Below are 20,698 nucleotides of genomic sequence, written 5' to 3'. Positions count from 1 at the left end.
GTCAGTCCTTCGGTGTGGTGGCGTCGTCGAGCGCGCCGGGGAGGGCGGACAGGAAACCGTCGGCCTGATCGTGCTCGAGGATCAGGGGCGGCGCGAGGCGGATCGTGTCCGGCGCGACCGGGTTCACCAGATATCCGGCTTGCTGCAACGCTTTCGCGACCGCCGGGGAGGCCTGCTCCCGCAACGCGATGCCGATCAGCAGCCCGGCGCCGCGCACGCCGGCGACCAGCGGGTGCCCCAGCTGCTCGACCCCGGCGGCGATGTCCTTGCCCAGCGCGGAAACATGGTCCAGCAGTCCGGCTTCCGCAATGGTCCGGACCACCGCGAGCCCGGCCGCGCAGCACACCGGGTTGCCGCCGAAGGTGGTGCCGTGGTGGCCCGGCTTCAGCAGCTCCGCGTACTCGCCGACGGCGATGGTGGCGCCCAGCGGCAGCCCGCCGCCCAGGCCCTTGGCGAGGGTGAACACGTCGGGCGTGATGCCGGCCCGCTGGAACGCGAACCACACGCCGGTGCGGCCGATGCCCGTCTGCACCTCGTCGAGGATCAGCAGCGCGCCGGTGTTCTTGGTGATCTCCCGCGCCGCCTGCAGATAGCCGTCCGGGGCCGGGATGACGCCGCCCTCGCCCATGATCGGCTCCAGCACGACGGCCGCGGTCTCTCCGTCCACCGCGGCGCGCAGCGCGTCCACGTCGCCGTACGGGATGTGCTCGACCCCGGGCATGACCGGCTCGAACGGCTCGCGTTTGCCCGGCTGGCCGGTGAGCGCGAGCGAGCCCATGGTGCGGCCGTGGAAGGCACCCTCGCAGGCGACGATCTTGGTGCGGCCGGTGAGCCTGCTGATCTTGATCGCGGCTTCGTTGGCCTCCGCGCCGGAGTTGCTGAACAGCACCTTGGCGTTGCCGCTCAGGCCCGCGATGTCCAGCAGGGTTTCGGCGAACTCGACGGCCACCGGGTTGATGTAGAGGTTCGAGACGTGGCCCAGCTGGGCGATCTGCTCGCTCACCGCGCGCACGACCTCGGGGTGGGCGTGGCCGAGCGCGTTGACCGCGATGCCGCCGAGCAGGTCGACGTAGGCCTTGCCGTCGGCGTCCCAGACCTCGGCGCCGGAACCGCGCACCAGGGTCAGCTCGGGGGTGCCGTAGTTGTTCATCAGCGCGGACTGCCAGTGCCGCTGACCGTCCACATTGGAGGTTACCGGGGTCATGCCTGCTCCTGTTCTGGCAGCACCATCGTGCCGATCCCGCGGGAGGTGAACACTTCGAGCAGCACGGAATGCGCGATGCGGCCGTCGATCACGTGCGCGCCGCGGACTCCGCCGCGGACCGCGCGTACGCAGGCCTCCATCTTCGGGATCATGCCGCTCGCGAGGGTGGGCAGCAGCTGCTCGAGCCGGTCCACGCGGATCCGGTCGACCAGCGAGGAACGGTCGGGCCAGTTGGCGTAGAGGCCTTCGACGTCGGTCAGCACCACGAGCTTCTCGGCGCCCAGCGCGGCCGCGAGCGCGCCCGCCGCGGTGTCGGCGTTCACGTTGTGCACCACGCCATCCACGTCCGGGGCGACGGTGGAGACGACCGGGATGCGGCCCGCGTTGACGATGTCGAGCACCGCGTCCGGGTTGACCTCGGCGACCTCGCCGACCAGGCCGACGTCGACCGCTTCGCCGTCGACCGTGGCGTGCTTGCGCTCGGCGAGGAACAGCTTCGCGTCCTCACCGGAGATCCCGACCGCGTACGGGCCGTGCGCGTTGATCAAGCCGACCAGCTCGCGGCTGACCTGGCCGACCAGCACCATCCGCACGATGTCCATCGTCTCGGGGGTGGTGACGCGCAGCCCGCCCTTGAATTCCCCGGCGAGCCCGACCCGCTTGAGCATCGCGGTGATCTGCGGGCCGCCGCCGTGCACGACGACGGGGTGCAGCCCGGCCAGCCGCAGGAACACCATGTCCTGCGCGAAGGCGTGCTTCAGCTCGTCGTCGATCATGGCGTTGCCGCCGTACTTGATCACCACCGTCGCGCCGTGGAACCGCTGCAGCCAGGGCAGCGCCTCGATCAGCACGCCCGCCTTCTCCGCGGCGGTGGCCAGCCGCTCGTCGGCGGGGATCAACGCTTCGGAAGGGCTCATGAGGAGTACGCGCTGTTCTCTTCGACGTAACCGTGCGAGAGGTCCGTGGTGTAGATCGTGGCCGTGCTGGTGCCGACGCCGAGGTCGATCACGAGCTCGATGGCGCGCCCGCTCAGATCGGCCGCGCTCCGGTCTTCGGCGGTGGTGCCGTGCGCGAACAGCGGGACGCCGTTGATCGTGATCGACAGCGTGGCCGGGTCCACCTCGGCCTGGGAGCGGCCGACCGCCATCGCGATCCGGCCCCAGTTCGGGTCCGAGCCGAACAGCGCCGTCTTCACCAGGTTGTCCTCGGCGACCGTGCGGCCGACGTTGATCGCGTCCTGCTCACTGGCCGCGCCCCGCACGACGACGTCCACGTCCTTCGTCGCGCCTTCGGAATCGGCACGCAGCTGGAGGACGAGATCAAGGCTGACCGCCGTCAGCAGTTCGGTGAAATCGTCGAGCGCCGGCGTGACTCCGCTGGCACCGGAGGACAACAGCAGCACCGTGTCGTTCGTGGACGTGCCGCCGTCCACGTCGAGCCTGTCGAAGGTGACCCGGGTGGCGGCACGGAGTGCCGCGTCGAGCGCGTCGCCTTCGAGGACGGCGTCGGTGGTGATCACCGACAGCATGGTGGCGAGATCCGGCGCGAGCATGCCCGCGCCCTTGGCGAACCCGCCGATGCTCCAGCCCGCGGCGTGGGACTTCCAGCTCTGCTTGGGTTTCGTGTCGGTGGTCATGATCGCGGTGGCCGCGTTCAGCGACGCCTCCGGCGAGGCGTCCAGCGCCTTCGCCGCAGTGTCCACTCCGGACAGTACGGCGTCCATCGGGAGCCGTTCGCCGATGAGGCCGGTGGAGCACACGGCGACCTCGATGGCCCCGGTTTCGAAGACCTCGCCGACCTTTTCGGCGGTGGCGTGCGTGTCCTGGAAACCGCCGGGACCGGTGGCCGCGTTCGCGCCGCCGGAGTTCAGCACGACCGCGCGCAGCTTGCGGTGCCGCAGCACCTCCTGCGACCACAGCACCGGGGCGGCCTTGACCGCGTTGCGGGTGAACACGCCCGCGGCCGCCGACTCCGGCCCGTCGTTGACCACGAGGGCGAGGTCGAGCGCGCCGGATTGCTTGATCCCGGCCGCCACGCCGGCGGCACGGAATCCCTTCGGTCCGGTGACGGTCACGGGGCCACTCCTACGGTCGAGAGTCCGGTGGTCTCGGGCAGGCCGAGCGCGATGTTCATGGATTGGATCGCACCTCCCGCGGTGCCCTTGGTCAGGTTGTCGATGGCCGCGATCACGATCAGGCGCCCGGCGTCGGCGTCGATCGCGACCTGCAGCTGGACGTTGTTCGACCCCAGCGTGGCCGCGGTGGACGGCCAGGAGCCCTCGGGCAGCAGCTGCACGAAAGGCTCTGCGCCGTAAGCCTTTTCGTACACCGCGCGCACGGCCGCGAGGTCCACGTCGGATGCCAGCGGCGCGCTCGCGGTGGTCAGGATCCCGCGCGGCATCGGGGCGAGCACCGGCGTGAAGGACACCGTGACCCGCTCCCCCGCGACCGCGCCGAGGTTCTGCGCGAACTCGGGCGTGTGCCGGTGCGCGCCGCCGACGCCGTAGGCACTGGCCGAACCCATCACCTCCGCGCCGAGCAGGTGCGGCTTCAGGCTCTTGCCCGCGCCGGACGTGCCGGTGACCGAGACGATGGAGACCTCCGGCCGCACCAGCCCGGCACCGAGCGCAGGCGCGAGCGCGAGCGAACCCCCGGTCGGGAAGCAGCCCGGCACCGCGATCCGCTTGGTGCCGGCCAGTTTCTCCCGCGCACCCGGCAGTTCGGGCAGCCCGTACGGCCACGTGCCCGCGTGCTCCCCGCCGTACCAGCGCTGCCAGTCGCCCGCGTCGGCGAGCCGGTGGTCCGCGCCGAGATCGACGACGAGGACATCCGGCCCGAGCCGCGCCGCGACCTCACCCGAGTGACCGTGCGGCAGGGCGAGGAAGACGACGTCGTGCCCCGCGAGGGTTTCCGGCGTGGTCTCGCCCAGCACCCGGCCGGCCAGCGGCGCCAGGTGCGGCTGGTGCTGCCCCAGCGGAGTGCCCGCGCTACTGGCGGCGGTGAGCGCGCCGATTTCCACCTCGGGGTGCGTGAGCAGCAGGCGGAGGACCTCCCCGCCCGCGTAGCCGCTCGCCCCGGCGACCGCGACCTTCATCGTCATACGAATGATTATGCATGGCGACGCAAGTTCAATCAATCCGGAGTGGGCGGGCTCATGTGCCCCCGGAAACGGAACGCGTCCCGACCCGACCGTACGTCCTCCTCCGCGCCGGGCCGAGACCCGGCGCGGAGGAGTTCGCCACATCAGGCCTTCACGACCCGGCCTCCTCTCCCCCGGGCACCCGCTGGCTCGGCGGCTCGGGCAGGTACTCTCCCGGGCGCTCCGGATCGCAGCCCACGCGGGGCAGCCGGGCGCGGACCCCGCCCGGCGAACGCTCGAAATGCTGCGCGATCTCGGCCACCGGATCACCCGCGATCCACCGGCGCTCCAGCTCCACGTCGAGCTCCGGTGTCCACGGGCGCCCCTGCGCGGCCGGGCGGGCACGCGCTCTTCGCTCACCCGAGGCGCTCACTGCCGCGTGATGTCGGAGCGTTTCGGACAGCACGGCCCCCAGCGATTCGATCGCCGAAGCGGCGATCTCCAGCTGCCCGTCCACGACGGACTCGCCCTGCTCGCCCGCCCCGCCCACGCTCAGTACGAGCCGGTCGGGCCGGTCACCACCCGGCAGCGTGGTGACCTCGATGGAAAAGGTGTTCTCGCCGGCCCGGACCTTGGTCCGGTGCTCCTCGATGATGTTCATGCCGGAGACGCTAGCGGCACCCACCGACAGTTTTCGTCACCGAACGTCCCCGGGCGACTCCGCACCGAAATTGTCGGTGCCCCGTCGTACCGTGAGCGGAAGCCATCACGAGGGACTGGGGGTCCAAGATGGGGGAACGTTTTCTGTGGCGTCTCATCGCCACCGCACGCGAGCAGTCCGGGCCGGACACGCTGGCCGGCGTGCGCCGGCTGCTGGAAGAAGAAGCCGCGCCCGAGGTGATCAGATTCCACCGGGAGCTGGTCGGGGTGCACCGCCGTGCCCGCGGCTGGGATCTCCTGGCCGCGTTCGGCACCCTGCCCGGCGCGGGCGGCATCGCGGGCTTCGCCGACGCGATCAGCTGGCTGGTGCTGCGCGGCCGGCGCGATTTCCGCCGTGTGCTCGCCGATCCGGACGAACTGGCCTCGTGGGCCGTGGAGCCTGGGGAGATCGCGGCGGCGGCCGGGCTACTGCGCGCGGCGCCCGAAAGGCTGCTGCCACCGCATGATCCGGAGGAGGACAGGCGGGTGTTCGAGGAGGCGATCCGCCAGGCACTCGGCGTGGCCGAGCCGGCGGGCCCGCCTCCGGGCGAACCACTGCAGACCGACCGGGAATCCTTGCGGCGCCGCTATCCCCGGCTCGTCGCGCGGTACGGCCTCGCCGCCCCGGACCTCATGCCGGGGCAGCGATGACCGTCCGCTCAGTGATGCACGAGAGCCTGCTGCAGCTCCAACGGCTGCTTCGCCTGGCTCGCCGCAGTGGTGTCCGACTTCGCGGCAGCCGCGCCGGCGGGCACGGGGTCGGGCAGCGGCGCGCAGGTGGTGTCCGGGCCGTTGCCGGGTTTGCGTTGCGGCAGCTTGCCCGTCGCGAGGTAGTCCGCCACCTGATCGTCGACACAGGAGTCACCGGAGAGCGAGTCGGCGTGCGTGGCGCCGCCGGGTTCGCTGATCAGGCTGGAATGCGGGTATCGCCGGCGCACCTCGAGACTGCCCGCGAAGGGGGTCGCGGCGTCCAGCTCCTCGTCGATCAGCAGTGCGCTCGTCACCCGCGTGCCGTCGATGCGCACGGGCTTGCCCGCCTTCGCGGGCCAGGACATGCAGGGCGCGTTGTACCAGGCGTTGCCCCAGGTTTCGAAGGGCGCGCGCCGGTAGGTGGCCCAGTTGTCGGTCTTCCACCGGTGCCAGCTCGTCGGCCACTGCGTGTCGGTGCACTGCACCGCGTTGTAGACGGCGAAACCGTTGTCGTCGCCGGGGGTGTCCGTGCTGTCGAAGAGCGTCTTCAGTGTCTGCCAGTCACCGTTGTGCACCCAGCCGCTGAACGCCTTCGCCATGTCCTCCCAGCCGAACCGGTAGTACCCGGCCTGCAGGAAGATGTCGCTCCACTCGTCGGGGCCGATCACGCCGCCCGCGGGGTGCGCCTCGAGCTTCTGCTGCTCGGAGTACCAGAGCCGCTCGACGGCGTCGCCCGAGGTCCCGAGGTGGTAGACGCTGTCGTACTTCGCGATCCAGTCGAAGTAGATCTTGATGTTGCGGTCGAAGGCCACGTCCTGGTCGAGGTTGGCCTGGTACCACACCTTGCGCGGGTCCACGCTGCTGTCGAGCACCATCCGCCGCACCCGCTCGGGGTAGAGCGTCGAGTACACCTGCCCGAGATAGGTGCCGTAGGAAAAGCCGTAGTAGTTGATCTGCGGCTGGCCGAGCGCCTTCCGCAGGGATTCCATGTCCTGCGCGACGTCGGTGGTCTTCATGTGGTCCAGCAGCGGGCCGTTCTTCGCGCACGCGGCGGCGTAGGACTTCGTGGTGGCGAGCCAGGTCTGCTCCAGCTGCGGCGTGGTCGGCACATAGTCCGGCCGGTTGTAGCCGAGGTAGTTCGCGTCGCAGGAGAGCGCGGGCTTGCTGGAGCCGACGCCACGCGGATCGAAGCCGATCCAGTCGTAGGAGTCGCCCGCATGGTTGGGCACGTCCTTGCCCAGTACCGAAAGCCCGAGCCCGGAACCGCCGGGCCCGCCCGGGTTCACCAGCATGACGCCCTGCGACTGCGGCGTGGTGTGCTGCACGCGCGATACGGCGAGGGAGACCTTGGCGCCGGCGGGATCGGCGTAGTCCATCGGCACTTCGAGGAAGCCGCACTGGGCGCCGGCCTTCTGCAGGCTCGGGGAAGCGCAGGCGCCCCAGGCGATCGGTGCCGGCTGGAAATCGGGCGCGGCCGGGGCGGCGGCCGCCGACGGCACGGCCACCAGGCACCCGGCGAGCACGCCCGCCGACGCGATCGTGGAGAAGAGTTTGTTCACTTCGGTCCTTTTCGTCGACATTTCCACCGACTCCCGGTGGAAGCGAGCAACGGTTCGGACCAACCTCTCCGATCCCGGCGGTTTTCGCCACCCGACTTTCGTCTTCTCTTCCGGTTAGGCTCGCGAGGTGGACACCGTGGCGGATTTCGTGCGGACAGTGCGGACCGGACTGGCTTCGGCCGGGGATCCGGTGAAGGCGCCGGAAATGCGCCGCTACATGAAATCCGAGCTGCCGTTCCACGGGGTTCCGAAACCGGCGCGCGCCCGGCTCACGCGCCGCTGGTTCGCCGATTTCCCGTTGCCGGACAAGGAATCCTTCGTTTCCGCCGTCCGGGAACTGTGGCGGGAGGCCGGTTTTCGGGAGGAGCGGTACGTCGCGATCGACCTCACGGGCCACCGCCTCTATCAGCGCTGGCAGGACAGTTCCTTGCTGCCGTTGTACGAGGAGCTCATCGTGACCGGTGCCTGGTGGGATTACGTGGACGAGGTGGCCGTCCGCCGGGTGGGCCCGTTGTTGCGCGCGGAGCCGGAAATCCTGTTGCCGCAGCTGCGCCGCTGGGCGGTGGACGAAGACCACTGGCGCCGCCGCACGGCGATCATCTGCCAGCTCGGCGCGAAGCAGGACATCGACATCGGGTTGCTGGCCTTCGCGATCGAAGCCAGCATCGGCGAGCGGGATTTCTTCCTGCGCAAGGGAATCGGCTGGGCACTGCGGCAGCACGCCCGGATCGATCCCGCCTGGGTGCTGCGGTTCGTGGACGAGCACCCTGGGCTTTCCCCGCTGTCGGTCCGCGAGGCGCTCAAGCACGTGAAGGGCTGAAAGCAGGCTGCCGCGCCGTCCACTCAGGACGGCGCGGCAGACCGGAGAACTCAGCCGCGGAGCACGGCCCCGAACCGGGAAGCGGCCTCGGCGACGGCCTCGTCACGGGCCTTGGTGGCCTCTTCGACGGTGAGCGTGCGATCCGGCGCGCGGAAACGCAGCTTGTAGGCCAGCGAACGCTTGCCCTCGCCCACCTGGTCACCGGTGTAGGCGTCGAACAGGGCCACGTCCTCCAGCAGCTCACCGCCGCCGGCGGTGATCGCCTCGGCGAGATCGGCCGCCGGCACCTTGGCGTCCACCACCAGCGCCACGTCGAGCAGCACCGGCGGGTACGGCGACACCGACGGAGCCGGGCGCTTGTCCGGCAACGGGATGGCGTCGAGGTCCAGCTCCATCACGACCGTGCGCTTGGGCAGGCCGAGCGCTTCCACCACCTTCGGGTGCAGCTCACCGGCGTGCCCGACCGGCCAGTCACCGACGAGCAGCTCGGCGCAGCGGCCGGGGTGCCACGGCGGCAGGTCCGCGGCGCGCACCCGCAGCTCGACACCGGCGGCGGCGCCCACGGTGCGGGCCGCCTGGACGGCGTCGGCCCAGCCGGCCTGCCGGCCCTGGCCCCACCAGCCGGAGCGCTCACGCTCACCGGCGAGCACCACGGCCACGTGCAGCGGCTGCGGGGGCACCGCGGCCTCCAGTTTGCCCAGCTCTTCTTCGCTGGGCCGGTGCTCGACGCCCAGCTCGGGCACCGGCAGCGGGTTCGCCCCCGGCAGCACGACCTGTCCGATGTGGAACAGAGCGACGTCCTTGAACCCGCGGGAAACGTTGCGCTGCAACGTGTCCAGCAGACCGGGCAGCAGCGAGCTCGCCATCTGGTCCTTGTCCGCCTCGAGCGGGTTCTGTACCCGCACGGTCCGCCGGCGGACGTCGTCCTCGGCGAGGCCGAACGCGTCCCACGTGGACGCGGACATGAACGGGAAGGGCAGTACCTCGACGTACCCGGCGTCGGCGAGCGCGCGGGAAACGGTGCGGCGGCGGCGCTGGTGCTCGGTCAGCCCGGTGCCGGGCGGGGCGGGCGGCAGCGTGGACGGGATGCTTTCGTACCCCTCCAGCCGCAGCACCTCCTCCACCAGGTCCGCGGGCTGCAGCAGATCCCCGCGCCAGCTCGGCGGGGTCGCGATGACCTGGGCCGTGCCCTCGTCGGAGGTGCCGACACTGACCTTGCAGCCGATCTGGCCGAGCCGCCGCACGGTGACGCCGCGCTCGTAGCGCACGCCCGCGAACCGGTCCGGCAGGTCGATCGGCATGGTCACCGGCGCCATCGGCTCGACGTGCCCGACGTCGGTGCGGCCGGGCTGGATGCTGCCGTCGCCGTAGCGGCGCAGCAGCCGAGCGGCCAGCTCGACGGCGGCCGGGCACAGCTGCGGGTCGGTGAACCGCTCGAACCGCTTGGCGGCCTCGGAGAACAGCTTGTGCCTGCGGGCGGTGCGGCTGATCGAGGGCGGGTCCCAGTGGGCCGCTTCGAGCAGCACGTCGGTGCTCTCGGTGTTGATCTCGGTGCCGGCGCCACCCATCGTGCCCGCCAGCGAGATGACCCCGGAGTCGTCGGCGATCACCATGTCGTCCGGGTCCAGCTCGCGCTCGACGTCGTCCAAAGTGGACAGCTTCTCGCCCGGCTTCGCGCGCCGGACCACGAGGTCGCCCTTCACCGAGGAGGTGTCGAAGGCGTGCAGCGGATGCCCGAGCTCGAGCATCACGTAGTTGGTCACGTCCACGGCCAGCGAGATCGACCGGATCCCGGACAGCAGCAGCCTGCGCCGCATCCACCAGGGGGTGGGCGCGCCCGCGTCCAGCCCGGTGACCCGGCGCAGCACGAAGCGGGAGCAGCCCGTCTCGTCCTCGATGTGCACCGGCCACGCCTCGCCCTCTGGCTCCGGCAGCTCCAGCGAGGCCGGGTCGCCGAAGGGCACGTCGAGCGCGCACGCCAGCTCACGGGCGAGCCCGCGCACCGACAGCGCGTAGCCGCGGTCCGGCGTGGGGGCGAGCTCGAGCACCGTGTCGTCCAGGCCGAGGATCGCCAGCGCATCATCGCCGGGAGAGGCGGTGGCGGGCGGGAGCACGAGGATGCCGGTGTGGTCGTCCCCGAGGCCGAGCTCGCGGGCGGAGCAGATCATGCCGTCACTGACGCGGCCGTAGGTCTTGCGCTGCGCGATGGCGAACCCGCCGGGCAGCTCGGCGCCCGGCAGCGCCACCACCACGAGGTCGCCCTCGGCGAAGTTCGTGGCGCCGCAGACGATGCCGCGCGTCTTGATGCCGTGCGGGCCACTGTCCTCTTCGGACTCTTCGTCCTCGGGGGTGACCTCCTCGCCGGTTTCCACGCGGCAGTAGCGGATCGGCTTCTTGAAACCGGTCAGCTCCTCGATCTCGGCGACGCGGCCGACCACGACCGGCCCGGTCACCTCGCCGAGCCGGTGGATGCCGTCGACCTCGATCCCGATGCGGACGAAGGCGTCGGCCAGCTCCTGCGGTCCGACCTCGCCGGCGTCGAGATGCTCGGTGAGCCAGCTTACGGGGACTCGCACTATGCCTCCGTTCCGAAGGGAAGGGTGAACCGCACGTCGCCCTCGACCATGTCGCGCATGTCGGGGATGCCGTTGCGGAACTGCAGGGTCCGTTCCAGGCCCATGCCGAACGCGAAGCCCGAATACACTTCGGGATCCACGCCGCAGGCGCGCAGCACGTTGGGGTTGACCATGCCGCAGCCGCCCCATTCGACCCAGCCGGCACCGCCCTTCTTCTCCTCGAACCACACGTCGACCTCCGCCGAGGGCTCGGTGAAGGGGAAGAAGTGCGGGCGCAGCCTGGTCTTCGACTTGCTCCCGAACATCGCGCGGGCGAACGCGTCGAGGGTGCCCTTGAGGTGGGCCATGGTGATGCCCTTGTCCACCGCGAGGCCTTCGACCTGGGAGAACACGGGGGTGTGCGTGGAGTCCAGCTCGTCGGTGCGGTAGGTGCGGCCCGGGCACACGACGTACACCGGCAGGTCACGGTGCAGCAGCGTGCGGGCCTGCACCGGGGAGGTGTGCGTGCGCAGGACCAGGCCGGAGCCGGGCTCGCCGACGTAGAACGTGTCCTGCATCTGGCGGGCCGGGTGGTCCTTGCCGAAGTTCAGCGCGTCGAAGTTGAACCACTCCGCCTCGAGCTCGGGGCCTTCGGCGACCTCCCAGCCCATCGCCACGAAGACGTCGGCGACCCGCTCGCTGACCGTGGTGATCGGATGCCGCGCGCCGCGGGGCACGCGGTCCCACGGCAGCGTGACGTCGACAGCCTCTTCGCGGAGCACGCGCTCGTCCCGCTCCGCCTGGAGCGTGGCGCGGCGGGCGTCGAAAGCGCCCTGGATCGCCTGGCGCGCTTCGTTGACCCGCTTGCCCGCGTCGGCCTTCTCGGCCTTGGGCAGCGCGCCGATGGCCCGGCGGGCCACCAGCAGCGGCGAGTGGTCACCGAGGTGGGCCGGCTTGACCGCGGCCAGCTCGTCGAGGTCCTTGGCCTGCTCGAACTCCGTCTCGGCGCTCTTGACGGCGGCCTGCAGGGTTTCGGCCGTGAGGGCCTCGGCCGGCTTCGGGTCCTGCTTGTCGTTGGCTCCGGACATAACTCCTCAGCGTCCGCTGGAACGGTCCGCGGCTCGGCGCGAGCACACGTAGACGATTACCGGAGGATTCTAGGCGACAGCCCTCGGGTGAGGGCCGGTCACCCTCCGTTCGACCTGCGGGAGGCCATCGCGCTGGCGTACAGGCAGACCGCCGCGGCCGTGGCCAGGTTGAGGCTTTCCGCGGCGCCGTAGATCGGGATGCGGACGGCCTCGTCGACCGACTCCAGCACCTCCGGGGAAAGCCCGTGCGCCTCGTTGCCGAACACCCAGGCCACCGGCCTGTCCAGCGGCATCGAGTCCAGCTCCGTTTCGGCGTAGCCGTGCGCGCCCAGCAGCCGCAGGCCCGCGGCGCGGCACGCTTCGAGCGCCGCCGCGGTGTCACGCACGCGCGCCAGGGGCGGGTGGAACAGGCTGCCCGCGGACGCGCGCACGCACTTGCCGTTGTGCGGATCCACACTGTCCCCGGCGAGGATCACCGCGTCGGCGCCGGCGGCGTCCGCGACCCGGATGACCGTGCCCGCGTTGCCCGGGTCGGCGACGTCGGCCAGCACCGCGACGAGCCGCGCGCCGGGCGCCAGCAGGCCTTCGAGCGGGCGGTCGAGCAGGTCACAGACGGCCACGATCCCTTGCGGGGTCACGGTTTCCGACAGGCCGTCGGCCGCGCGCTCGGTGATCGCCGAGACGCGGATGCCCTGCTCCAGCGCGGCCGTGACGAGGCCGGGATGGGCCTGCGCGGCGCGCTCGGTGACGAACAGCTCCCGCGCGGCCTCGCGCTCCAGCGCGGCGCCGACGGCGTTCGCGCCCTCGGCCAGGAAGCGGCCCGCCTTCTCGCGTTCCGGACGGCGCGTCAGCCGCCGGGCAGCAACAACCCGGGGGGACCGCTGGGTGAACGGTTCCGCCCCGGGCTGCGAGTACTCGGCGCTCAGGCCGACTTCTTCTCTTCGCCGGTGCTCACGTGCTGCTTGGCGACCTCGGCCAGCGCGGTGAACGCGGCGGCGTCGTTGACGGCGAGGTCGGCCAGCACCTTGCGGTCGACCTCGACGCCGGCGGCCTTCAGACCCTGGATGAACCGGTTGTAGGTGACGCCGTTCTGGCGGGCGGCCGCGTTGATGCGGGTGATCCACAGCTGGCGGAAGTCACCCTTGCGGGCGCGGCGGTCCCGGTAGGCGTAGTTGAGCGAGTGGAGCGTCTGCTCCTTGGCCTTGCGGTACAGCCGCGAACGCTGGCCGCGGTAGCCGCTGGCCAGTTCGAGAGTTGCGCGACGCTTCTTCTGGGCGTTGACCGCCCGCTTGACGCGTGCCACGGGTCCATCCTGTCGATCTCAGGGGGCGCGATCTTCCGCCCCGGGGGGTTTACAAAGTCTGGGAGCGGCTCAGCGGCCGAGGAGGCGCTTCACGCGGCCGACGTCGTTCTTGGCGACCTCGGTGGTGCCCTCCAGGCGGCGGGTGACCTTGCTGGCCTTCTTCTCCATCAGGTGGCGGCGGCCGGCCTTCTGGCGGCGCAGCTTGCCGGTGCCGGTGACCCGGATCCGCTTGGAGGTCCCGCTGTGCGTCTTCATCTTGGGCATTGCTTGCTCTCTTTCATGGTGCAGCACACCGGATTCCCCGGTGTGCTGCGGACTTGCGTCGTCGGCTCGGCCTAGGACTCGACCGGCTCCCTGGCCGCCTTCTGCTTGGCCTTCGCGTTCTTGTGCGGCGCCAGCACCATGATCATGTTGCGGCCGTCCTGCTTCGGCGACGACTCGACGTAGCCGAGCTCCTGCACGTCGTCGGCGAGCTTCTGCAGCAGCCGGAAGCCGAGCTCCGGCCGGGACTGCTCGCGGCCACGGAACATGATGGTGACCTTGACCTTGTTGCCGGCGGAGAGGAAGCGGGACACGTGGCCCTTCTTCGTCTCGTAGTCGTGCTGGTCGATCTTCGGCCGCAGCTTCTGCTCTTTGATGACCGTCAGATGCTGGTTGCGACGTGAGTCGCGGGCCTTCTGCGCGCTCTCGTACTTGAACTTTCCGAAGTCCATGAGCTTGCAGACCGGTGGGCGCGCCTGCGGCGCGACCTCGACGAGGTCGAGATCCGCCTCCTGGGCGAGCCTGAGCGCATCCTCGATCCGGACGATCCCGACCTGCTCACCGTTGGGTCCGACCAGGCGGACCTCGGGAACGCGGATGCGGTCGTTGATGCGTGTCTCGGAGCTGATGTGGCCTCCTTGGTCCGAGTTCAGTTCTTCTGGCTTCTCGACCTGGTGCCCACATACCGAAGGCCCCGGCTCCGGTGCGAAACTCACCGGTACGCGGGGCCCTGCTTTCCGATCGCGCCCCATAAGCACGGACGCTTCGCCACGCTGTGGCGAGACCGGACCCGGCCACCTGAGGCGGCGACGCGGGTGGGAGCGGGGCTCCACTTGCGGCCCCCGATCGCTCGGAGGCTGGTCGCACGTGGAAGGGTACCAGACGTGCTTTCCAACGCTTCTGACCAGCCCGAAAATTCCCCCGGCGTCCGCGAGCTGCAGGACATCCCGAGCGTCGAGGTGATCAGCCGCGCCGCGGTCATGCTGATGTCGGCGGCGGCGGAGCGGCTCGGCCTCGCCGACGAGGACCCGGACTCCAGCCCCCGCCGCGACCTGGACGAAGCCCGCAGGCTGATCACCGCGCTGGCCGGGCTGATCACCGCCTCGGCGGAGTACCTCGGCATGCACGCGGCCCCGATGCGCGACGGGCTGCAGTCCCTGCAGAAGGCCTTCCGCGAGGCCTCGGCCGTGCCCGACGCGCCAGGCCAGGGCCCCGGCGAGAAGTACACCGGCCCGGTGCACTGACCCCGTCGTCAGTCGAGCACGGCGAGCGCGTCGATCTCCACGAGGAGCCCGGCGGGCAGGCCGACGTACACCGTGGTGCGGGCCGCGTAGGGCTCTTTCACCAGCTCGTTGTACACCTCGTTGAACTCCGCGAAGTGCGCCGTGTCGGTCAGGTAGACGCGCACCATGATCACGTCGTCGAAGCCGGAGCCGCCCTCCGCGAGGATCGCCTCCACGTTCGCGAACGCCTGGCGCGCCTGCTCGGCGACCGTCGGGCCCGCGGGCTTTCCGGTCGCCGGGTCGATGCCGACCTGGCCCGCGACCTGGAGCAGGTTGCCCTTGCGCACCCCCGGCGAGTAATGGGCGGCCGGTTTCGGCGCCTTCGCGGTGGTGATCGCGACCTTCGCCATCGACACTCCTTCATTCCACTGTGGACGGACACTTCCGCGCGGCGGCCGTTGACCCCGCACGGAAGCGATGCTACGGAGGGCTGGTGACCTTCTCCACCTGCTCCCTCGACCGCGCGGCGGTGGCCGCGCTCGGCGAAGAACGGCTCGACTGGCGGTTCAAGGCCGTGCCGTCCGATCTCTTCGGGCTCTCCCTCGCCGATGCCGCCGCGCGCCGACCGGACCTGTTCGCCGACGGCTTCCTCGGGCCGGTCGTCGTACTGGAGGCCGGCCCGCTCGAGCACAACCTCCGGACCATGGCCGCCTGGTGCGCCGAACGCGGGCTTCACCTTGCGCCGCACGGGAAAACGACGATGGCCCCGCAGCTGTTCGCCCGGCAGATCGCGCACGGCGCCTGGGGCATGACGGCCGCCAACGCCGGTCAGCTGCGCGTGTACCGGGCTTTCGGCGTCTCGCGCGTGCTGCTCGCGAACCAGCTCGTCGATCCCGCCGCGCTGCGCTGGCTGGGCGCGGAGCTGGACGCCGACCCGGGTTTCGAGTTCAGCTGCTGGGTGGACACCGTCCGTTCGGTCGAGCTGATGACGGACGCGCTTCGCGGCGCGTCGAGGCCGGTCGACGTGCTGGTCGAGCTGGGCGGCGAGCCGGGCCGCACCGGCGCGCGCGACGACGCCGCCGCGCTCGCTGTGGCCGAGGCCGTTCGCGACAGTCCGGCGTTGCGGCTGGCCGGTGTCAGCGGCTACGAGGGCGCGCTGGCGCACGACGCCACCGAACGCTCACGAGAGATCGTCGAGGCGTACCTGCGGCGGCTTCGCGAGTTCACGATCACTTTGGCGCACAAGGGTTTCTTCGCCGATGTGGACGAGGTGATCGTCACCGCGGGCGGCAGCGCCTACTTCGACCAGGTCGCCGACGCCCTCACCGGCTGGCCCGGCGAGCTGAGCGTGGCGCCGGTGCTGCGCAGTGGCTCGTACGTCACGCACGACGACGGCTTCTACCGCGGCATCTCCCCGCTGGGCGAGCGGCCGCGGATCACCGGCGCCCCTCCCCTGCGCTCCGCGTTGCGCGCGTGGGCGCAGGTCACCTCGAAGCCCACCGGCGAGCTGGCGCTGCTGACACTCGGAAAGCGGGACGCCTCCTTCGACGAGGGGATGCCCGAGCCGCAGCTGCACCGCCGGGACGGGGTCACCACGGAGCTGACCGGGCACCGCGCGACCGCGATGAACGACCAGCACACGTTCCTCGCGCTGCCGCCGGGCTCGCCGCTGGAGGTCGGCGACTGGGTCGGGCTCGGGCTCTCGCATCCGTGCACCGTGTTCGACAAATGGTCACTGCTTCCCGTGGTGGACGGGGAAACCGTGGTCGAGTTCGTCCGGACCTTCTTCTGATGGACGTCGTCCTCCGCGGCGCCCGGATCGCGGACGGCACCGGCCGCCCGCCGTTCCGCGCCGACGCCGGGATCCGCGACGGCCGGATCGTGCTCGGCGAGTCGCTCACCGGGCGCCGGGTGATCGACGCCGGGGATCTGGTGCTGGCGCCCGGGTTCGTCGACATGCACTCGCATTCGGATCTGCAGCTGCTGGCCGCGCCGGACCATCTGGCGAAGGTCTCCCAGGGCGTCACGACCGAAGTGCTCGGCCAGGACGGCCTGTCCTACGCCCCGGTCGACGACGCCACTCTCGCCGCGATGCGCCGTCAGCTCGCGGGATGGAACGACGACCCCGCCGGGTTCGACTGGAACTGGCGCTCGGTCGGCGAGTACCTCGACCGCCTCGACGCCGGGATCGCCGTCAACGCCGCGTATCTCGTGCCGCAGGGCACGGTGCGGATGCTGGCCGTCGGCGCGGACGACCGGCCGGCGACGGAGTCCGAAGTGGACACCATGCGCGACCTCGTCGCCACCGGACTCGCCGAGGGTGCCGCCGGGATGTCCTCGGGCCTCACCTACACGCCGGGGATGTACGCCGACGACGACGAACTGGTCGCGCTGTGCGAAGTCGTCGGCGCGCACGGCGGCTACTACAGCCCGCACCACCGCAGCTACGGCGCCGGCGCGCTGGAGGCGTTCGCGGAGATGGTCGACGTGTGCCGACGCGCCCGCTGCCCGCTGCACCTCGCGCACGCGACGCTGAACTTCCCGGTCAACAAAGGGCGCGCGCCGGAGCTGCTGGCCTTGCTCGACGAAGCGCTCGACAACGGCGCGGACATCACGCTCGACACATACCCGTACCTGCCCGGCGCCACGTACCTGTCGGCGCTGCTGCCCAGCTGGGCCGCTTCGGGCGGGCTCGACGAGACGCTACGACGGCTGTCCGATGTGGACGAACGGGAGCGGATCAGGGAGGCACTGGAGGAAACGGGGTCCGACGGCGCGCACGGCGTGGTGGTGGACTGGTCGGCCATCGAGATCAACGGCGTGCGGCGACGGGAGAACGCACACCTCGTCGGGCGCAGCGTCGCGGATTCCGCGCGGGACAAGGGAATCCGGCCCGTGGACCTGTTCTTCGACACCCTCGTCTCCGAACAGCTGGGCACGTCGTGCCTGATGCACGTCGGCAACGAGGAGAACGTGCGGGCGATCATGCGGCACCGTACGCACACCGGCGGCAGTGACGGACTGCTCGTCGGGGACCGGCCGCATCCGCGCGCCTGGGGCACTTTCCCGCGCTACCTCGGGCATTACGTGCGAGAGCTCGGCGTGCTCGGCCTCGCCGAGTGTGTGGCCCATCTGACCGGGCGCGCGGCGGCCCGGCTGCGCCTGCCGGACCGGGGTCTCGTCAAGGACGGCTACGCCGCGGACCTGGTGCTGTTCGATCCGGAGACCGTGGCCGACACGGCGACCTTCGACGACCCGCGGCAGCAGGCCGCGGGCATTCCGTACGTCTTCGTCAACGGGGTGGCCGCCCTCGACGACGGCCGCCCGACCGGGGCGCTCGCCGGGCGTTCGCTCCGCTGACACCACCTGGTCCGGGAAGGCCTCCCCCTCCCCGGACCGGGCGGCTCACTGCTGCGGGTAGCCCTGCTGCGGGGGCTGAAACTGCTGCTGTTGTTGCTGCTGCTGGTACTGCGCGGCCTGTTGCTGCTGCGCGGCGGCCTGCTGCTGTTGCTGCTGGATGCCCTCCTGGCCTTCGGGCACCACGTACACAGCGGTGCCGTAGGCGGCGATCTCGCTGGCGGTCTGGGCGATCTCGTTGCAGTCGAAGCGCAGCGCGAGCACCGCGTTCGCGCCGTGCTGCATCGCCTCCTGGGCGAGCCGGCCGAGGGCTTCGTACCGGGAGTCGGAGAGCAGTTTGGACAGACCCTTGAGCTCACCGCCCGCCATCGCCTTGAAACCGGCGCCCATCGTGGAGAACATGTTCCGGCTTCGCACGGTGAGGCCGAAGACCTCGCCGAACACGCGGACCACCTTGTAGCCCGGCAAATCGTTCATTGTGGACAGCATGATCGGGAACTGCTGAGGGTATGGCTGGCTCATGCGCCGGATGGTAACGGTCTCAGGTGGCCGCGTGGTACCAAACCTCCGGTCTGCCCACCTGTCCGTATCGAGGCTCACGCCGGACCAGGCCCGCGTCGGCCAGATGTTCCAGGTAGCGGCGCGCCGTCACCCGCGAAACGCCGGTGGCTTCGGCGGCCGCGCCCGCCGAAAGCGGCTGCTCACGCAGGGCGCGCACGATCGCGTCCCGCGTCTCGCCGCTCAGCCCTTTCGGCAGCGCGGGCGAGGGCGTGCGCAGCGCGGCGAGCGCGCGGTCGACGTCGCTCTGGTCGGCCGCCTCGCCTTCGCTGCCCCGGAACTGCGCGTAGCGGTCCAGCTTTTCTTTGAGTGAAGCGAAGGTGAACGGTTTGAGCAGATACTGCACAACCCCTGCGGACACGGCGGCCTTCACCACGGTGAGGTCGCGCGCGGAGGTCACCGCGATGACGTCGGCGGTGCTGCCCGCCGCGCGCAGGGCGCGGCAGACCGCGAGGCCGTGCGTGTCGGGAAGGTAGAAGTCGAGCAGGATCAGGTCGACGTGGTGCCGTTCGCAGAACCGCAGCGCCTCCGCGCCGGAATGCACCACCCCGGCGACGGTGAACCCGGCGACGCGCTCGACGTACTGCCGGTGCGCCTCGGCGGCCACCGGCTCGTCCTCGACGACGAGCACCAGGATCACGGCTTCTCCTCCCGCGGCAGGCGGACGGTGAACACGGCGCCACCGTCGTTGGCGACCTCGATTGTGCCGTGGTAGCGGCGGACGGCCTGATCCACCAGCGCCAGCCCGAGGCCGTGCCCGTCCTGCGGTTTGGTCGACCAGCCGCGGCGGAACACCTCGCTGTCGCGCACGCCCGGCCCGCTGTCGGCCACGCGCAGCAGCAGCCCGCCGTCCTCTTCCCGCGCGGTGACGGTGACCTTCGGCCTGGCGTGCGCCGCGTTGCCGATCGCCGCGTCGAGCGCGTTGTCGATCAGGTTGCCCAGGATCGTGACGAGGTCCCGGGGCGCGATGTCGAGCTCGTCCAACGCGGTGTCGGCGGTCAGCACGAACTCCGCCCCGCGCTCGCTCGCCTCGGCCGCTTTGCCCAGCAGCAGCGCGGACAACACCGGTTCGGACACCGCGCCGACGACGTGGTCTGTGAGCCGTTGCGCGATCTCCAGCTCCGCCGTCGCGAACTCGACGGCCTCCTCGGGTTTGCCGATTTCGACCAGCGACACCACGGTGTGCAGCCGGTTCGCCGCCTCGTGCGCCTGCGACCGAAGCGACTCCGCGAGCCCGCGCACGGTGTCGAGCTCACCGGTGAGCTGTTGCAGATCGGTGTGGTCCCGCAACGTGACGACCGTGCCCTGGGCCCGCTGCCCGGAGTGCACCGGGGCGGTGTTCACGACGAGCACGCGGGAGTCGGTCAGGTGGATCTCGTCGGTGCGGATCTCCTTGGTACGAAACGATTCCGCCAGGGTGTCCGGCAGGCCGAGGTCGTCGACGGCCCGGCCGGCAGGGTCGCCTTCGAGGCCGAGCAGGTCCCGCGCGCCCTTGTTGCACAACGCGATCCGGCCGTCGTCGTCGACGAGCACGAGCCCTTCCCGCACCGCGCGCAGCGTGGCCTCGTAGTAGGCGAACACGCTGCCCAGCTCGGCCGGGGCGAGGCCGCGGGTCTGTTTGTCGAGCCGCCTGCTGATCAGCACGCTGCCGGTGATCCCGACGGCGAGCACGGCGACGGCGGCGATGAACACCGGGACGAGGCGTTCGGTCAGTTCCGCCGAGATCGCCTGCACCGTGATGCCGACCGCGACGAGCGCGACCACGTGACCGCCGTCGAACACCGGGACCACGGCGCGGATCGACGGCCCGAGCGTGCCGGTGTAGGTCTCGGTGTACGTGCGGCCCTGGCGGGGCTCTTCGATCGTGCCGAGGTACCGGCGGCCGATCAGCTCCGGGTTCGGGTGGGTGTAGCGGATGCCGTCCGGGGTCATGATCGTGATGAAATCGACCCTGGTGTCCCCGCGCACGTCCTCGGCGAAGGGCTGCAGCTCGGCACTCGGGTCCGATGTGGACAGTGCACTGCGGACGGTCGGCGCGTCCGCGATCGTGCCCGCCACGGCGAGGACCTCTTCGGTGGCCCGGTCGTCGGCGGCGTGCGAGGCGTCCAGGTACGCCAGCCCGGTGCCGACCCCGACGAGGACGACCAGCATCGCCACCTGCAACAGCAGCAGCTGCCGGGCGAGGCTCCACCGCCGGTTCTTCATGCGTCGACGATAAGGCGCACACGCCGGACGGCCCCCGCTCGGGTCCGCGAACTCAATGACCACAACCTTTCCCACGACCGGGTGACGCCGGATAGTCC

21 protein-coding genes are annotated in these 20,698 nt (G+C 71.1%); 5 read left to right on the top strand and 16 right to left on the bottom strand.

The window, feature by feature from the left end:
* Position 1: 1 nt before the first annotated feature.
* The 5 genes from FPZ12_RS25845 to FPZ12_RS25825 form a co-directional block, all read right to left on the bottom strand.
* Entirely contained in the window at positions 2 to 1,204 is a 1,203-nt protein-coding gene (locus FPZ12_RS25845; RefSeq protein ID WP_144748041.1) for an acetylornithine transaminase, read from the bottom strand.
* Entirely contained in the window at positions 1,201 to 2,121 is a 921-nt protein-coding gene (gene argB, locus FPZ12_RS25840) for an acetylglutamate kinase (RefSeq protein WP_144748040.1), read from the bottom strand. The genes FPZ12_RS25845 and argB overlap by 4 nt, the downstream gene beginning before the upstream one ends.
* Positions 2,118 to 3,278, bottom strand: a complete 1,161-nt coding sequence (gene argJ / locus FPZ12_RS25835) for a bifunctional glutamate N-acetyltransferase/amino-acid acetyltransferase ArgJ (protein ID WP_144748039.1) — start codon at positions 3,276 to 3,278, stop codon at positions 2,118 to 2,120. The genes argB and argJ overlap by 4 nt, the downstream gene beginning before the upstream one ends.
* Entirely contained in the window at positions 3,275 to 4,303 is a 1,029-nt protein-coding gene (gene argC, locus FPZ12_RS25830) for an N-acetyl-gamma-glutamyl-phosphate reductase (RefSeq protein WP_144748038.1), read from the bottom strand. Before argC ends, argJ begins: the two co-directional genes overlap by 4 nt.
* 151 nt (positions 4,304 to 4,454) lie before the next feature.
* Positions 4,455 to 4,943: a helix-turn-helix domain containing protein gene (locus tag FPZ12_RS25825; protein WP_144748037.1), complete on the bottom strand. Its 489-nt coding sequence runs from the start codon at positions 4,941 to 4,943 to the stop codon at positions 4,455 to 4,457.
* A 128-nt stretch (positions 4,944 to 5,071) separates the two neighbouring features.
* Here FPZ12_RS25825 and FPZ12_RS25820 point away from each other — a divergent pair, with 128 nt between their 5' ends.
* Entirely contained in the window at positions 5,072 to 5,632 is a 561-nt protein-coding gene (locus FPZ12_RS25820) for a DUF4240 domain-containing protein (RefSeq protein ID WP_144748036.1), read from the top strand.
* 8 nt (positions 5,633 to 5,640) lie between these two features.
* Here the strand turns inward: FPZ12_RS25820 and FPZ12_RS25815 are convergent, their stop codons facing one another.
* Positions 5,641 to 7,230: an alpha/beta fold hydrolase gene (locus FPZ12_RS25815; RefSeq protein WP_144748053.1), complete on the bottom strand. Its 1,590-nt coding sequence runs from the start codon at positions 7,228 to 7,230 to the stop codon at positions 5,641 to 5,643.
* A 127-nt stretch (positions 7,231 to 7,357) separates the two neighbouring features.
* Between FPZ12_RS25815 and FPZ12_RS25810 the strand changes: the two genes are divergently transcribed.
* Positions 7,358 to 8,050 carry a DNA alkylation repair protein gene (locus FPZ12_RS25810; RefSeq protein WP_144748035.1) on the top strand — a complete coding sequence of 231 codons (693 nt, stop codon included), beginning with the start codon at positions 7,358 to 7,360 and terminating at the stop codon, positions 8,048 to 8,050.
* A gap of 50 nt (positions 8,051 to 8,100) precedes the next feature.
* Here the strand turns inward: FPZ12_RS25810 and pheT are convergent, their stop codons facing one another.
* The 6 genes from pheT to infC all read right to left on the bottom strand — a co-directional run bounded on the left by pheT (position 8,101) and on the right by infC (position 13,910).
* On the bottom strand, positions 8,101 to 10,626 hold the full coding sequence (gene pheT, locus FPZ12_RS25805) for a phenylalanine--tRNA ligase subunit beta (RefSeq protein ID WP_144748034.1): 2,526 nt from the start codon (positions 10,624 to 10,626) through the stop codon (positions 8,101 to 8,103).
* Positions 10,626 to 11,693: a phenylalanine--tRNA ligase subunit alpha gene (gene pheS / locus FPZ12_RS25800; protein WP_144748033.1), complete on the bottom strand. Its 1,068-nt coding sequence runs from the start codon at positions 11,691 to 11,693 to the stop codon at positions 10,626 to 10,628. The genes pheT and pheS overlap by 1 nt, the downstream gene beginning before the upstream one ends.
* A gap of 98 nt (positions 11,694 to 11,791) precedes the next feature.
* A complete protein-coding gene (locus FPZ12_RS25795) occupies positions 11,792 to 12,619 on the bottom strand; it encodes a TrmH family RNA methyltransferase (protein ID WP_208026005.1) in 828 nt (275 codons plus the stop codon).
* Entirely contained in the window at positions 12,616 to 12,996 is a 381-nt protein-coding gene (gene rplT / locus FPZ12_RS25790; protein ID WP_144748032.1) for a 50S ribosomal protein L20, read from the bottom strand. Before rplT ends, FPZ12_RS25795 begins: the two co-directional genes overlap by 4 nt.
* Before the next feature lie 69 nt (positions 12,997 to 13,065).
* Positions 13,066 to 13,260, bottom strand: a complete 195-nt coding sequence (rpmI, locus tag FPZ12_RS25785) for a 50S ribosomal protein L35 (protein WP_144748031.1) — start codon at positions 13,258 to 13,260, stop codon at positions 13,066 to 13,068.
* A gap of 71 nt (positions 13,261 to 13,331) precedes the next feature.
* A complete protein-coding gene (gene infC, locus FPZ12_RS25780) occupies positions 13,332 to 13,910 on the bottom strand; it encodes a translation initiation factor IF-3 (protein WP_144748051.1) in 579 nt (192 codons plus the stop codon).
* A gap of 231 nt (positions 13,911 to 14,141) precedes the next feature.
* On the opposite strand from infC, the gene FPZ12_RS25775 reads away from it, so the two are divergent.
* Entirely contained in the window at positions 14,142 to 14,501 is a 360-nt protein-coding gene (locus FPZ12_RS25775) for a DUF1844 domain-containing protein (protein ID WP_144748030.1), read from the top strand.
* Positions 14,502 to 14,509: 8 nt separating this feature from the next.
* Here the strand turns inward: FPZ12_RS25775 and FPZ12_RS25770 are convergent, their stop codons facing one another.
* Positions 14,510 to 14,890: a RidA family protein gene (locus FPZ12_RS25770; RefSeq protein WP_144748029.1), complete on the bottom strand. Its 381-nt coding sequence runs from the start codon at positions 14,888 to 14,890 to the stop codon at positions 14,510 to 14,512.
* A gap of 83 nt (positions 14,891 to 14,973) precedes the next feature.
* On the opposite strand from FPZ12_RS25770, the gene FPZ12_RS25765 reads away from it, so the two are divergent.
* Together FPZ12_RS25765 and FPZ12_RS25760 are read left to right on the top strand one after the other, a co-directional pair.
* Positions 14,974 to 16,272, top strand: a complete 1,299-nt coding sequence (locus FPZ12_RS25765; RefSeq protein WP_144748028.1) for an amino acid deaminase — start codon at positions 14,974 to 14,976, stop codon at positions 16,270 to 16,272.
* Positions 16,272 to 17,840 carry an N-acyl-D-amino-acid deacylase family protein gene (locus FPZ12_RS25760; protein WP_144748027.1) on the top strand — a complete coding sequence of 523 codons (1,569 nt, stop codon included), beginning with the start codon at positions 16,272 to 16,274 and terminating at the stop codon, positions 17,838 to 17,840. Before FPZ12_RS25765 ends, FPZ12_RS25760 begins: the two co-directional genes overlap by 1 nt.
* A 45-nt stretch (positions 17,841 to 17,885) precedes the next feature.
* Here FPZ12_RS25760 and FPZ12_RS25755 read toward each other — a convergent pair whose 3' ends face one another.
* Genes FPZ12_RS25755 through FPZ12_RS25745 form a run of 3 tightly spaced genes read right to left on the bottom strand, consistent with a single transcriptional unit; the run spans position 17,886 to position 20,600 of the window.
* The gene (locus FPZ12_RS25755; RefSeq protein WP_144748026.1) at positions 17,886 to 18,359 is read right to left on the bottom strand and encodes a YbjQ family protein; all 474 of its coding nucleotides are present in this window, start codon (positions 18,357 to 18,359) and stop codon (positions 17,886 to 17,888) included.
* 19 nt (positions 18,360 to 18,378) lie between these two features.
* The gene (locus FPZ12_RS25750) at positions 18,379 to 19,035 is read right to left on the bottom strand and encodes a response regulator (RefSeq protein WP_144748025.1); all 657 of its coding nucleotides are present in this window, start codon (positions 19,033 to 19,035) and stop codon (positions 18,379 to 18,381) included.
* Positions 19,032 to 20,600: a sensor histidine kinase gene (locus FPZ12_RS25745; protein ID WP_144748024.1), complete on the bottom strand. Its 1,569-nt coding sequence runs from the start codon at positions 20,598 to 20,600 to the stop codon at positions 19,032 to 19,034. The genes FPZ12_RS25750 and FPZ12_RS25745 overlap by 4 nt, the downstream gene beginning before the upstream one ends.
* Positions 20,601 to 20,698: the final 98 nt, after the last annotated feature.

It is taken from the genome of Amycolatopsis acidicola (genome assembly GCF_007713735.2).
Taxonomy (GTDB): Bacteria; Actinomycetota; Actinomycetes; order Mycobacteriales; family Pseudonocardiaceae; genus Amycolatopsis_E; species Amycolatopsis_E acidicola.
Note: the sequence above shows the minus strand (reverse complement) of the source record. Positions and strands in the feature narration are given on the sequence as shown.